Source organism: Mitsuaria sp. MSU3D, assembly GCF_056867975.1.
In genome coordinates this window covers 1,276,925-1,289,452 of the sequence record NZ_CP200314.1, presented here as the reverse complement: position 1 = coordinate 1,289,452, position 12,528 = coordinate 1,276,925, and the positions used below count along the sequence as shown (strand labels likewise).

At 72.0% G+C, this 12,528-nt stretch carries 10 protein-coding genes; 8 read left to right on the top strand and 2 right to left on the bottom strand.

All coding sequences use genetic code 11. The features are described from left to right. Window positions 1-33 precede the first annotated feature (33 nt). Complete coding sequence (ligA, locus tag AC1VNM_RS05885) at window positions 34-2,133, bottom strand: NAD-dependent DNA ligase LigA (protein ID WP_483106189.1); 2,100 nt, start codon at window positions 2,131-2,133, stop codon at window positions 34-36. A 91-nt stretch (window positions 2,134-2,224) separates the two neighbouring features. Here ligA and AC1VNM_RS05880 point away from each other — a divergent pair, with 91 nt between their 5' ends. The 8 genes from AC1VNM_RS05880 (at window position 2,225) to AC1VNM_RS05845 (ending at window position 11,171) form a co-directional block, all read left to right on the top strand. Then, the gene (locus AC1VNM_RS05880; RefSeq protein ID WP_483106188.1) at window positions 2,225-2,881 is read left to right on the top strand and encodes a hypothetical protein; all 657 of its coding nucleotides are present in this window, start codon (window positions 2,225-2,227) and stop codon (window positions 2,879-2,881) included. A 10-nt stretch (window positions 2,882-2,891) separates the two neighbouring features. Then, window positions 2,892-3,311: a toxin co-regulated pilus biosynthesis Q family protein gene (locus AC1VNM_RS05875; protein ID WP_483106187.1), complete on the top strand. Its 420-nt coding sequence runs from the start codon at window positions 2,892-2,894 to the stop codon at window positions 3,309-3,311. 167 nt (window positions 3,312-3,478) lie between these two features. Then, a complete protein-coding gene (locus tag AC1VNM_RS05870) occupies window positions 3,479-5,101 on the top strand; it encodes a hypothetical protein (RefSeq protein WP_483106186.1) in 1,623 nt (540 codons plus the stop codon). Beyond that, window positions 5,098-6,741 carry a hypothetical protein gene (locus tag AC1VNM_RS05865; protein WP_483106185.1) on the top strand — a complete coding sequence of 548 codons (1,644 nt, stop codon included), beginning with the start codon at window positions 5,098-5,100 and terminating at the stop codon, window positions 6,739-6,741. The genes AC1VNM_RS05870 and AC1VNM_RS05865 overlap by 4 nt, the downstream gene beginning before the upstream one ends. Further along, the gene (locus AC1VNM_RS05860) at window positions 6,725-7,507 is read left to right on the top strand and encodes a hypothetical protein (RefSeq protein ID WP_483106184.1); all 783 of its coding nucleotides are present in this window, start codon (window positions 6,725-6,727) and stop codon (window positions 7,505-7,507) included. Before AC1VNM_RS05865 ends, AC1VNM_RS05860 begins: the two co-directional genes overlap by 17 nt. Before the next feature lie 8 nt (window positions 7,508-7,515). Beyond that, window positions 7,516-9,417 (top strand): GspE/PulE family protein, encoded by a 1,902-nt coding sequence (locus tag AC1VNM_RS05855; protein ID WP_483106183.1) that lies wholly within the window; start codon window positions 7,516-7,518, stop codon window positions 9,415-9,417. Between the two features lie 96 nt (window positions 9,418-9,513). Next, window positions 9,514-10,593 carry a type II secretion system F family protein gene (locus AC1VNM_RS05850; RefSeq protein ID WP_377155362.1) on the top strand — a complete coding sequence of 360 codons (1,080 nt, stop codon included), beginning with the start codon at window positions 9,514-9,516 and terminating at the stop codon, window positions 10,591-10,593. After that, a complete protein-coding gene (locus AC1VNM_RS05845; protein ID WP_483106182.1) occupies window positions 10,590-11,171 on the top strand; it encodes a lytic transglycosylase domain-containing protein in 582 nt (193 codons plus the stop codon). The genes AC1VNM_RS05850 and AC1VNM_RS05845 overlap by 4 nt, the downstream gene beginning before the upstream one ends. Here AC1VNM_RS05845 and paeA read toward each other — a convergent pair. Next, window positions 11,098-12,450, bottom strand: a complete 1,353-nt coding sequence (gene paeA, locus AC1VNM_RS05840; RefSeq protein ID WP_377161956.1) for a polyamine export protein PaeA — start codon at window positions 12,448-12,450, stop codon at window positions 11,098-11,100. The genes AC1VNM_RS05845 and paeA overlap by 74 nt on opposite strands. Window positions 12,451-12,528: the final 78 nt, after the last annotated feature.

The window sequence follows — 12,528 nt, the reverse complement described above, 5'->3', positions numbered from 1 at the left end:
GTGCATCGAAGGGACGGTTCGCCGTCCCTTTATTCATTCCGCCGCGATCGCATCCGGAGGCGCGGCGAGCAGCGCCTGCAGGCCTTCCTCGTCGAGGACAGTGACACCCAGCTCGCGCGCCTTGTCGAGCTTGGAGCCCGCCTCCTCGCCCGCGATCACGTAGCTGGTCTTCTTCGACACCGAGCCGCTGACCTTGCCGCCGGCGGCCTCGATCAGCTCCTTGGCCTCGTCGCGCGACAGCGTCGGCAGCGTGCCGGTCAGCACCAGCGTCTTGCCGGCCAGCGGCTGCGGTCCGGCGGGCGCCGCGGCGGCCCCGTCCGATTGCGGGAATTCGACGCCCGCGGCGAGCAGCTGCTCGACGACCTCGCGGTTGTGCGCCTCGGCGAAGAACGCCGCGATGCTCTTCGCGACGATCGGCCCGACGTCCTTGACCGCCAGCAACTGCTCCTCGTTCGCGCCCATCAGCGCGTCCAGGTTGCCGAAGTGCTTCGCCAGATCCTTGGCCGTGGTCTCGCCGACCTGCCGGATGCCCAGCGCGAAGAGGAAGCGCGCCATCGTCGTGCGCTTGCTCTTCTCCAGCGCGTCGATCAGGTTCAGCGCGCTCCGGTCCCCCATGCGTTCCAGCGCGGTGAGCTTGGCCACGCCGAGCTTGTAGAGCCCCGGCAGGCTGGTGACGATGCCGCCGTCGACGAGCTGGTCGACGAGCTTGTCGCCCAGGCCCTCGATGTCCATCGCGCGCCGCCCGGCGAAGTGCAGCATCGCCTGCTTGCGCTGCGCGGGGCAGAAGATGCCGCCGCTGCAGCGGTGGTCGATGCCGCCCTTCTCGCGCACGACGTCGCTGCCGCAGATCGGGCAGTGCTTCGGCATGCGGAAGTTGGGCACGTAGCTCGCGCGCTTCGCATCGACCTTGCCGACGACCTCGGGGATCACGTCGCCGGCGCGCCGGATGATGACCTGGTCGCCGACGCGGATGCCCTTGCGTCGCATCTCGAAGAGGTTGTGCAGCGTCGCGTTGCTGACCGTCGTGCCGCCGACGAAGACCGGTTCCAGCTTGGCCACCGGCGTCAGCTTGCCGGTGCGGCCGACCTGGATGTCGATGCGGTCGAGCGTCGTGACCTGTTCCTGCGCCGGGTACTTGTGCGCCACCGCCCAGCGCGGCTCGCGCGAGACGAAGCCCAGCCGCCGCTGCAGCTCGCGGCTGTTGACCTTGTAGACGACGCCGTCGATGTCGAAGGGCAGCGCATCGCGCTTCTCGCCGATCGATTGATGGAAGGCCACCAGGCCTTCGGCGCCGCGTACCACCGCGCGGTCGGCGTTGACCGGCAGGCCGTAGGCCTGCAGCGCGTCCAGCATCGCGCTGTGCGTCGCCGGGATCTCCCAGCCCTGCGTCTCCCCGATGCCGTAGGCGAAGAAGCTCAGCGGCCGCTGCCGCACCAGCGCCGGGTCCAGCTGCCGGATCGCCCCGGCGGCCGTGTTGCGCGGATTGACGAAGGTCTTCTCGTTCGCGGCCCGCTGCCGTTCGTTGAGCGCCTCGAAATCGTCGCGACGCATGTAGGCCTCGCCGCGCACCTCCAGCACCGCGGCCTTCGCGCCCTCGCCCGACAGCTTCAACGGGATCTGCTTGATCGTGCGCACGTTCTGCGTCACGTCCTCGCCGGTCTCGCCGTTGCCGCGCGTGGCGGCCTGCACCAGCACGCCGTGTTCGTAGCGCAGGCTGATCGCCAGGCCGTCGAATTTCAGCTCCGCCGCGTACTCGACCGGCGCGGCGTTCTCGCCCAGGTCCAGTTCGCGGCGCACACGCGCGTCGAAGTTCTCGGCGCCGCTGGCCTCGGTGTCGGTCTCGGTGCGGATCGACAACATCGGCACCACGTGCCTCACCGGCTCGAAGCCCTCCAGCACCTGCCCGCCCACGCGCTGCGTCGGCGAGTCCGGCGTCAGCAGCGCCGGGAACGCGGCCTCGATGGCCTGCAGTTCCTGGAACAGCTTGTCGTACTCGGCATCGGGCAGCGACGGCGTGTCGAGCACGTAGTACAGGTGGGCGTGGTGATGCAGTAGCGCGCGGAGTTCGGCGGCGCGGGCGGTGGCTTGTTGGGCGGAGAGCGAAGACACGGAAGCGGACCTCGAGGGAGTCATGCGCGCATTGTGGCGCACCCCCACTGAGCCACCGCTGGTCACGGCTGGCACCCCTGTCTTCTCGCACTCTCTGGAAAGGAGGTCTGTTCCCATGACCCTCGACGTCGTCACCGCATCCGCGCCCCTCGCCCGTTCGAAGCACCGCCGCGCCGGCGCCCGTCCGCAACGCGGCGTCACCCTGCTCGAACTCCTGATCGGGGTCGGCGTGATCATCGTTGTCATGGTCATCGTGCTGATGGGCATGCGCAACCTCAACGCGCAGATGGACCGCTCCGCCCTGCTGCGGCAGGCGCCGCAGATCCGGGCCAACGTGGCCGGCTTCGGGAAAACCGGCGCGGTGAACCTCGCCGAGGTGACCACCGCCCGCGCGCACGGCTTGAGCGCCTTCCCGCTCGGATCCGTCACCGTGGCGGGCGACGCCGTCACCGTGAAGCACGAGCTCGGCGGCCAGATCTTCGTCGCGGGCTTCAACGACGACTTCGGGGCCGCGAGGAAGGGCGAGGCGTTCACGCTGAGCTACACCGGCATTCCCGCGTCGCAATGCGCCAGCGTCGCGCGGGGGCTCGCGCTCGTGGCCGACGGCATCTGGGTCGGCGAGGAGACGGCCGAGATCAGGCACACGAAGCCCGCCGACAACAAGGTCGTGAAAGTGCCCGGCTCCGCCGAGCCGATCGGCGTCGGCAAACTCGTCGATGCATGCAAGACCGAGAGCGCCGTGGTCACCGTCCACGCGTTGATGGCCAACTGAACGCGCACCGATGGTCTCGTCACGATTCCTCTGCGTCTGCGCGCTGATGTCCGGCGCGGCGATCTCCGCATCGCCCCTGCCGCCGGACACCGGTCCACGGCCGGTCGCCGCCGCGTCGTCGGCGGCCGCCGCCGCACGGGCGGACCTCGAGACCGACGCTGCGATGGGGTGGACCTTCGCCCGCGTCGACGGCACCGTCCACCAGGCGTTGCAGCGCTGGACACGCGAGGCGGGCTGGCAGCTGGTGTGGGAGGTCGATCGCGACTTCCCCATCGATGCCGAGGTCACGCTGCGCGGCAACTTCCTGGACGCGTTGGCCCAGGCGATGGCCGTGTTGCGCGACACCGACTTCCCGCTGCAAGCCCGCGTCCAGGCGGGGACCCGCGTGGTGCGGGTCGTCCGCTACCTGCCCGATGGCGCTCGCCAGTGAGGACCTTCCCCGTGCCATCTTTCCCGCGGTCCTCACCGCACTCATCTCCGCACTCATCTCCGTGTCCATCGCTGCGTTCGGCGCTGCGTTCGGTGCTGCGTTCGTCGCCGAGGTCCCTCCCGCATCCTCCGGGCGGCGCTCCCCGTCGCCTCGTGATCGTCGGCGGGATGGCGGCCTGCGTCGCCATCGTCATCGCCATCGCCGGATGCGCGATGCCGGCCGCGCGCGAGACCGAGCGGGCCCAGCAGGCCCTGCTCGATCGCGCCGAGGCGCTGCAGGCCCGGCTGCGCGAGCCGGCCACACCGCCGCCGCTCGTCGTGAGCGATCCGACCCCGCGCTTCGCAAGCCGGTCCATCCCGCTGCGCCGCGACGAGCGGCTGCCGGACCACCTCGGCGACATCCGCCTGCACGCGCCGGGTCGGCTGCCGCTGGCCGCGGTGGCCGAACTGCTCTCGCGCGCGATCGGCCTGCCGGTGATCATGACGCCGGACGCGCTGCACAGCGCCGCCGACTACGCGCCCGGTCCCGCGCCGCGGCCGGCCTTCGACGCGGCCACCGCCGCGCCCGAGGAGAGCGCCGCGCTGCGCCGGGCCGGCCGGGCGGGCGCCCTGCGGCTGGACATCTCCGCGCCGGAACACCAGAACACCGTCGAGATCGACCACGCCGGCCCCTTGCGTCCGCTGCTGGACCGCATCGCGGCGCAGGCGGGACTGCATTGGCGCCACACCGGCGGACGCATCGTGTTCTCCCGCGTGGTCACGCGCGCGATGCCGGTCAAGGCGCTGCCCGGCGGCCTGGACGCGAGCGCGTCGTTCGACGTGTTCGGCGGCGCGGAAAGCTCCGGCGGAGGTGCCGCCAAGATCGACGGCAACGCGCAGAGCGACTACTGGGCCGGGCTGCCCGACGCGCTCAAGCCGATGCTCTCCCCGGCCGCCGCGCTGCAGGTGGATCCGCGCGCGGGACTCGTGACCGTCACGGACGCGCTCGCCAACGTCGAACGCGTGCAGACCTACCTCGACGCGCTCAACGCCAACTTGCTGCGTCAGGTCGTGCTCGAGATCGAGGTGCTGCAGGTGAGCTTCAACGACGAGTTCAGCAACGGCATCGACTGGCGCCTGATGCTGGGCCGGCTCGGCCAGGGCAACCAGCTGGACCTGGTCGCGCCGGTGGCGCTCGGTCCGCTGGGCGCGGGCACGCCCGCGGCGCTGAGCTTCGTGCTCGGCCAGTCGGGCTCGCGCGGATCGCCCAGCGAGTGGGTCGCCAAGGCGTTGCAGGAGTACGGGCGCGTGTCGACCGCCTATTCCAGCGTGGTCACCACCACGAACCGGATGCCGGTGCCGGTCGGCGCGCTGCAGACGCGCTCGTACGTGCAGCGCGCGACGGCGCCGACCGTGAGCCCGACCACCGGCCTGACCACCGCGGGCGCGCTGGAGCCCGGCAAGCTCACGACCGGCCTCGGTCTGACGGTGCTGCCGGTGATCCTGGATTCGCACCTCGTGCTGCTGCAGACCGCGCTGCAGATCAGCGAGCTGCGGCAGCTGCGCGCCTTCACCAGCGGCAGCGGCCAGCTGGCACGGTCGGTGCAGTTGCCCGAGACGATGAGCTTCAGCACCCTGCAGCGCATCAGCGTGCCGGCCGGTCGCACGCTGGTGCTGGCCGGCTTCGAGCGCCGGCAGACCCAGCTCGACGACGCGGACATGGTGCGCGGCCTGGTGCCGCTGGCGCGACGCGGCATGCATGCCAGACAAGGAACGGTCGTGCTGATCACGCCAAGACTGGTGGGGCCATGATGGGCGCGCGACCGACACCGCCGGACGGCGCCGACAGGACCGCCGAGGGGCGCGAGGCCCGAGCAACGCGCGAAGCCAGCGAGGCCCGCGGTCTCGACGAGCACGGCGTGGCCCGGGTGATCGCCGTCGCCGGCGTGCGGCTGGCCTTCGGGCTGGACTGGCACCCGGTGGCGCGGCCCGACGAGCCGGGCCCCGACCTGCGCCAGGCGCGCGCCGCCGGCTACCGCTTCGTCGCGCGACTGCCGGACGGTGCCCTGCTGGGACTGGCGCGCCGGATCGATTCGGGTCGACGCGCGCATCGACTTCTGCATCGCCGCGCCCATTCGGCGGTGGCCTTGCTGGTGGCCCGTTTCGCGGAGCGCGGCGCGGAGGCCTGCCTGATCGCCGCCTCCGGCACCGGCACCGGCACCCGAGCGTCTGGTGGTACGAGCACGCGCGTGGCCTTTGTCGGCCTGATGGAGCGGCGGCCGGTGCCAGGCTTTGACCGCGTGCTGCCCGACCTCGACGCGGCGCTGGCGGTGCTGCAGGAATTCCGCGACATGCATCCGGACCAGGAGGTCCGCGTCGCCAGCCATCTGCCCGGGCAGGACCGCATCGGCGAAGCGCTCGCACCGGACCTGCTGTTCGGCCAGCCCGACGGCGACACGCGCCTGCTTCCCCTGCTGCCTGCGCGCTGGCCGGCCGCGCTCGCCGCGGGCCTGGCCGCGCTGGGCCTGAGCGTCGGCTTCACGATGTGGATGCGGCATCAGCGCGAGGTGGAGCGCGCGACGCTCGACGCGGCGCGCCATCTCGCGGCGACGGCGGCGTCCCGTGCGCAAGCCTCCGCCCAACGCGCCCGCCGACTGGGCAGCCTGCTGGAGCAGGCGGGTCGACCGGGCCTCGCCCCGTTGGACCGCTGGCGTGCCGCCATCGCCGCGCTGCCCGTGAGCCGCGCCGGATGGACGCTTCAGCAGGTCGACTGCGATCGCTCGAACGGATGCGTCGCCACCTGGGCGCGCCATCACGGCAGCCTCGAGATGCTGGACGGGTTGCCGGCCGGCGTGATCGGCGCGCCGTCGATGCGGCCCGAGCTGTCAGCCGGCGAGGACGCCCTCGCGGCCTCGATGCAGACGGCGCTGGCGGACACCGTCGAGCCGCCGCTGAAGCGGGGCGAGGCGCTCATCGCCGCGCGGCTGCCGCCGTTGCGCCTGGCCATGAACGTCTGGGGCAGCCACCTGCAGGACCTGGCGACCGTCGGCGGCGCCGACGCGTCGCTCACGCCGGGACCGCCCCTCGACGGCGAGGCCGGCGTCAGCGACCCGACCACCACGAGCACCGCGACAGCCAGGACAGGCATGAGCACCACGACAGATGCAGCTTCCACGACAGGCACGACAGGCACGACAGGCACGACAGCCATGAGCACCACGACAGGCACGGCCTCCACGACCGGCATGACCGGTGCGGACCAGGAGCGCGCGGACCTCGTCGCGCAGCCGGTCGTCCGGATGGTCTGGCGCTTGAAGGACGGCGTCTGGTCCCTGCCGCTGGTCCAGGTGCCGCCGTACGTCGTCGTGGAGACCCTCACCCTGAATTTCGCCGCGTCACAGATCAGCTATGAGCTTTCCGGATCCCTCTTCGCCCATGGCCTGCGTTACTGACGTCTTCACTCCCCGACCCTGCCGGCGGGTCCGCGCGACGGCGCTGGGGTCCTGCCTGCAGGCGGCGCTGTCGGTGACGCTGTCGATGACCTTCTCGACCGCCCTGTCGACAGCCCATGCCGGCGGCGACGGAAGCCGCGCGCCCGAGACCACGCCGGGCCTCAGCTTGCGCCACCTGGTCGATGTGGCGCGACACAACAAGGCGGCGGAGCTGACCGCCGCCACGGCCCGTCTGGCGGGCACGCTGCGCCCGCCCGGTGATGCGGCGGTGCCGGCGCCATCAACGGCACGGGGTGCCGCGCTCGCCGAGCTACCCCGGCTCTGGTCGCTCATGGCCGCCGGAGACCGCTGGCGGGCCGAGGTGCTGTTGAGGGGGCGCCTGCATGCCGTCGACAGCTCGTCCGGGCCGGAGACCCGCGTCGGACCGTGGCGTGTGCTCGGACTGACATCGGAGGGACTGCGTGTCGAACGGGTCGCGGCGAGCGGACGTCCACCTCGTCACCTCGTGCTGCCGCCACCCGCACAGGGAGCCGCGGCCGCGAGCTATCGCTTCGACGGCGGCAGGTCGCTCGCCGCGGGCGCCTCCGCGCAAGCCGGCCTTGGACGGCTCGATGACGGAGACGGAAACGACGACAGCGGCGATGGCATCGGCGATGGCGGTCACGGCGGTCACGGCGGTGACGGCGACGCTGTCCACCGCGCCACGGCATTGCCCCTGCCCGCGGCCCCCGCAGCTGCGGCGCCGTCCAGCGCGCCCTCCCTTTGAGCAACGCCTTGAGTTCCCCCTTCAGCCGCCACGTCGACGACCCGGCGCGCCTGCCTCCGTTCGAGCGCGTGCTGTCCGTCGCCGCGGACGCGTTGCTCGCCGCGCCCGCAGTCGACGGACTGCCGGTCGCCAGCCACAAGCAGGACCGGCTGGCGGCGCTCGCGCTGGCCGGCGGGCGCTTCCTCGTCGTGTCGGCGGTGGACGAGGTCCATCGGCCCGACTGGTATCGCCTCGTCCAGGCCGGGAAGGCGAAAGGCCTGACCTATGCCGGCCACCTGACCGCCGCGCCCGAGGTCTTCGCCGCGCTGCTCGCTGGCGCGGCGACGCGGGTGAACGCCCCGCTGGAAGCCCCCGAGGCCACCGCCGACGAACGCCAGGCCGCCGAGACGGCCCGCGACATCGACGCCATGGTCGCGGGCTCCTCGCCGCTGGAATGGTTCCGCGCCATCGTGCAGCGCTGCCGCCTGGCCGGCGCGAGCGACCTGCACATCGAACTGCGGGGGCCGGTCGCGCTGGCCCGGGTGCGGCTGGACGGCCGCATGCGGGTGCTGGACCGCCATCCGGCGCGCACCGCCGTCGACGGGCTGTCGGCCGCCTACACGATGCTGGCCGAGGAGCGTTCCCGCACCGAGGTCGCCTTCAACGGCGCAGTGCCGCAGGCCGCGATGATCCCGCTGGAACTGCCCGGCCTGCGGCTGACGCTCCGGTACCAGAGCCATCCCGCGGTCGGCGGCATGGACGTGGTGATCCGCCTGTTGCGCGCCTCCGGCAGCGGTCGCGATGACGCCGCCGGATCACCCGACGCCGGACCGCACGACGCCGGATCGCTCGCGGGCCGACCGCGCCTGGCGTCGCTGGAGCCGCTGGGCTTCACGCCGTGGCAGGCCGGCCGCCTGCGCGAGGCGCTGGCCTCGGCCTGGGGCGGCGTGTTCGTTGCCGGGGTCACCGGCTCGGGCAAGACCACGACGCTCAACGCGATGATGACCATGCTGGCCCGCGACGGCTCGCGCAAGCTCTTCACCATCGAGGATCCGGTCGAGTACGAGACGCCCGGCGTCAGCCATCTCTCCATCCAGCGCGGCGCGGCGGGCGGCGCGGATCCGTTCCATGGCGCGATGCTGGCGTTCCTGCGCATGGATCCCGACGTCGGCCTGTTCGGCGAGATCCGGGACGGCCTGTCGGCGTCGATGGCGCAGGCCGCCATCCAGACCGGGCACAAGATCCTGTCGACGGTCCATGCGACCTCCGCGCTGGGCATCGTGGGCCGGCTCTCGTCGCGCCTGCTCGGACTGGACCGCGAGGACCTGTGCGATCCGGAATTCCTCTCCGCGATGGTCTATCAGGTGCTGATGCCGATCAACTGCGAGCACTGCAAGCGCCCCGCCGCCGCCGTCATGGGCGCGGACACGCTGCAGACGCTGCAGGCGGGTTTCGGCCTCGACCCGGACAAGATTTACTGCGCCAGCGCGCACGGCTGCACGCACTGCCGGCGGCCCGGCATCGACTACGGGGACGGCATGACCCCTGGATACCCCGCCGGCGCCGGAAGCGCCGGAAGCGCCGGAGACCGCCAAGGCGTCCGAAGCGCCCAGAGCGCCCAGAGCGCCCGAACCGCTGAACGCGCCGACGACACCCACGACGGCACGGCCGGCGTCAAGGTCGGCGCGGAAGTGATCGTTCCGGACCTGCGTCTGCTGGACCTGCTGCGGCAGGGCCGGGACGCCGAAGCCCGGCGCCACTGGCGGCGCCGCCGCACGGCGCCGTTCACCGATCCGGACATGGACGGCAAGGACGCCTGGGGGCATGTGCTGTACGACGTCGCCCACGGGCGCGTCGATCCCTATCACTTCGAGCGGACCTTCGGCAGCGCGGCGCTGCTGGCCCAGACGCTCGCCGCCGACGATGCCTGAAGCCGCCGCCGCGGACGTCGCGATCCGCCTCAGCCCGGACCACGATCGCGACCCTGCCCTCGACCTCGACCCACACTTCGACATGCGCCCGCCCCGATGACCCACCCGCTCGACTGGCTGCTGCTGCGCGCGGCGGCCCGGCGCCTGCGCCGCCGGCGCGGCGATTTCTACTACGACCTGGCCTCGGCGCTGGAGGATCGCGTCCCGCTCTACACCATCCTGCGCAAGCTCGAGGCCCGCGCCCGACGGCGCTCGCGCGGCGACCAGCTGCTGTACCGCCGCATGCTGCGCGCGGCGATGGGCGGCTCGCTGGCCCGCGCGCTGCACGGCGTCATGCCGCCGACCGAGCTGCTCATGATCGACGCGTTGCAGGGCGGCGGCGATGAGCGCCTGGCCCAGGGCCTGCACTTCCTGTCCGGCACCGTCGAGAAGGTCGACGGCATGTTCCGCGCGGTGCGCAAGGCGGTGGCCTACCCGCTGCTGCTGCTCGGCGCGATGACCGCCATCCTGGTGGCCTTCTCGCTGCACGCGGTGCCGGTGCTGGCCGATCTGATCGCCCCGGAGCGCTGGCCGCCGCTGGGGCGCGCGCTGTACGCGGTCGCGTGGACGATCCGCCACCACGGCCTGACGCTGGGCGCGGCGGTGCTCGTCGCGGGCGGGCTCTTCGTGTGGTCCCTGCCGCGCTGGCAGGGCCGCACGCGACGCTGGCTGGACCGGCACCCGCCGTTCAGCCTCTACCGCGATTTCTCCGGGGCGATGCTGGTGATCTCGCTGTCGTCGCTGATGCGGGCCGGCGTGTCGCTGCGGGCGTCGCTGGAGCGCGCGGGCCGGTTCAGCGCCCCGTGGATGCGCTGGCACCTGCGGCAGATCCTGTCGCGATTGTCCGGACGTGAATCGGCGCAGTTCGGTCGCGCCTTCGCCACCGGCGTGCTCAACCCCCGCATGGAGGAACGCGTGCAGGACGCCGCCGAGCGCCGCGACCCCGTCGCCGCGTTCGTGCGGATCGGCATCGGCTCGATCGATCGCCTGCAGCTCGGCATCTCCGACTCCGCCGCGCGCCTGAACGGGCTGCTGATGGTCGCCGCGGCCATGCTGCTGCTGTTCCTGCTCGGCGGTTTCCTGAGCACCGTCATGGAGGCGCAGAGCAGCCTTCAATCCGACATGGGGGGCCTGTGAGGCGCGCGATCGCGGCGGCGATGCTGGCGCTGGCGGCCGCGATGCCGGCCCAGGCCCAGGCCCAGGCCCAGGCTCAGGCCCAGGCCCGGAAGGTGCCACCGGTCGGAAAGACGGCGCGCTTGAACGACGCCCGGTTCGACCGCTGCTTCCAGCTCGCGGGAAATCGCTACGGCGTTTCGTCGCTGCTGCTGAAGGCCGTCGCGCGCCAGGAGTCCGGCCTGAACCCGGCGGCGGTCCATCGCAATGCCAACGGCTCGACCGACATCGGCCTGATGCAGATCAACTCCTCCTGGCTGCCCGTGCTGGCGCGGCATGGCATCAAGGAGGACGACCTGCGCGTGCCCTGCGCCAACATCCTGGTCGGGGCGTGGATCCTGGGCAGCAACTTCCGTTCGATGGGGCGCACGGTCGATGCGCTGGGCGCCTACAACGCGCGCGATCCGGCCAAGCGGTTGGCCTATGCGCATCAGGTGCTGCGGCGGTACGCGGCGCTGCGCGCGGAGCTCAGTCTCCGCGCTCCGATGATCCCGACGCCTCCGCGTCCCCCGACGGCGGACCGCCCACCCGCGCGATCATGACCTGGTCGACGCGGTGGCTGTCGACGTCGACGACCTCGAAGCGCCAGCCGTGCCATTCGACGACGTCGGTGCGCTTGGGGATGCGGCGCAGCATCACCATCAGGAAGCCGGCCAGCGTGTCGTACTGGCCGTGGTGCGGGAAGTCGTCCACGCCCAGCGCGCGCTGCACGTCGGGGATGGGCGTGATGCCGTCGGCCAGGAAGCTGCCGTCGTCGCGCCGGATGATCTGCTGCTCCTCCTCGGCGGTGGAGACCAGCGAGCCCATCACCGTGCTCATCACGTCGTTCAGCGTGATCACGCCGACGACCAGCGAGTACTCGTTGACGATCACGGCGAAGTCCTCGTGCGCGTTCCTGAAATGCGTCAGCACCTCGGCCAGCGTCAGCCGGTCCGGCACGATCAGCACCTTCTTGACCAGCGCGGGCTCGGCGCGCAGCGAGATGATCTCGCCACGCAGCACGCGCTGGAACAGGTCGGTCGCGTCGACGTAACCCACGACCTGGTCGATCTCGCCGGCGCAGACCAGGTAGGTCGAATGCGGCGAGTCCGCGATCCGGGTGCGGATCAGCGCCTCGTCGTCGTCGAGCGAGAAATAGACGACGCGCTCGCGCGAGGTCATCGAGGACTCGACGGTGCGGGTCTCGAGCTCGAAGACGTTCTCGATCACCTGCTGGTCCGCCGCCGAGACGACGCCGGCGCGCTGGCCCGCCGCGGCCAGGGCGAGGATGTCGTCGTGGGTGATCGTATTGTCCGGGCTCATCGGCCGGCCCAGCAGCCGCAGCAGGCCGTCGGCGACGTGGTTCAGTCCCCAGGCCAGCGGCCGCAGCACGAGGGTGAGGAACAGCATCGGCCGGATCAGCGCCATCGCGACCCGCTCGGGTTCGTTCATCGACAGCCGCTTGGGCAGCAGGTCCGCCAGCACGACGAAGAGGATGGTCACGCAGGTGAAGGACAGCGCGAAGGCGGCGCGCTGCGCGGTGTCGATGTCGATCAGCGGGCGCAGCAGCGATTCGAAATGCGGCGTCAGCGCGCCCTCCCCGACCACGCCGGCCAGGATCGCCAGCGTGTTCACGCCGATCTGCACGACGGTGAAGTAATAGCCGGGCTGTTCCTGCACCTTCAGCACCTGCGCGGCGCGGTGGTCGCCCTCGTCCGCCAGCTGCCGCAGCTTCAATCGCCGCGACGCGGCCAGCGAGAGTTCCGCCATCGAGAAGAACGCGCTGGCACAGATCAGCAGGAGGATGAGCAGCAGGCTGGAACTCAAGGCGGCTTTCGGAATGGGGGAGCCGCCAGTGTAGCGGGCGCCTCCCGCGGCCCGGGTGGCCCGTCCAGGCCAGAAACCCCCTCGGCGCCGACC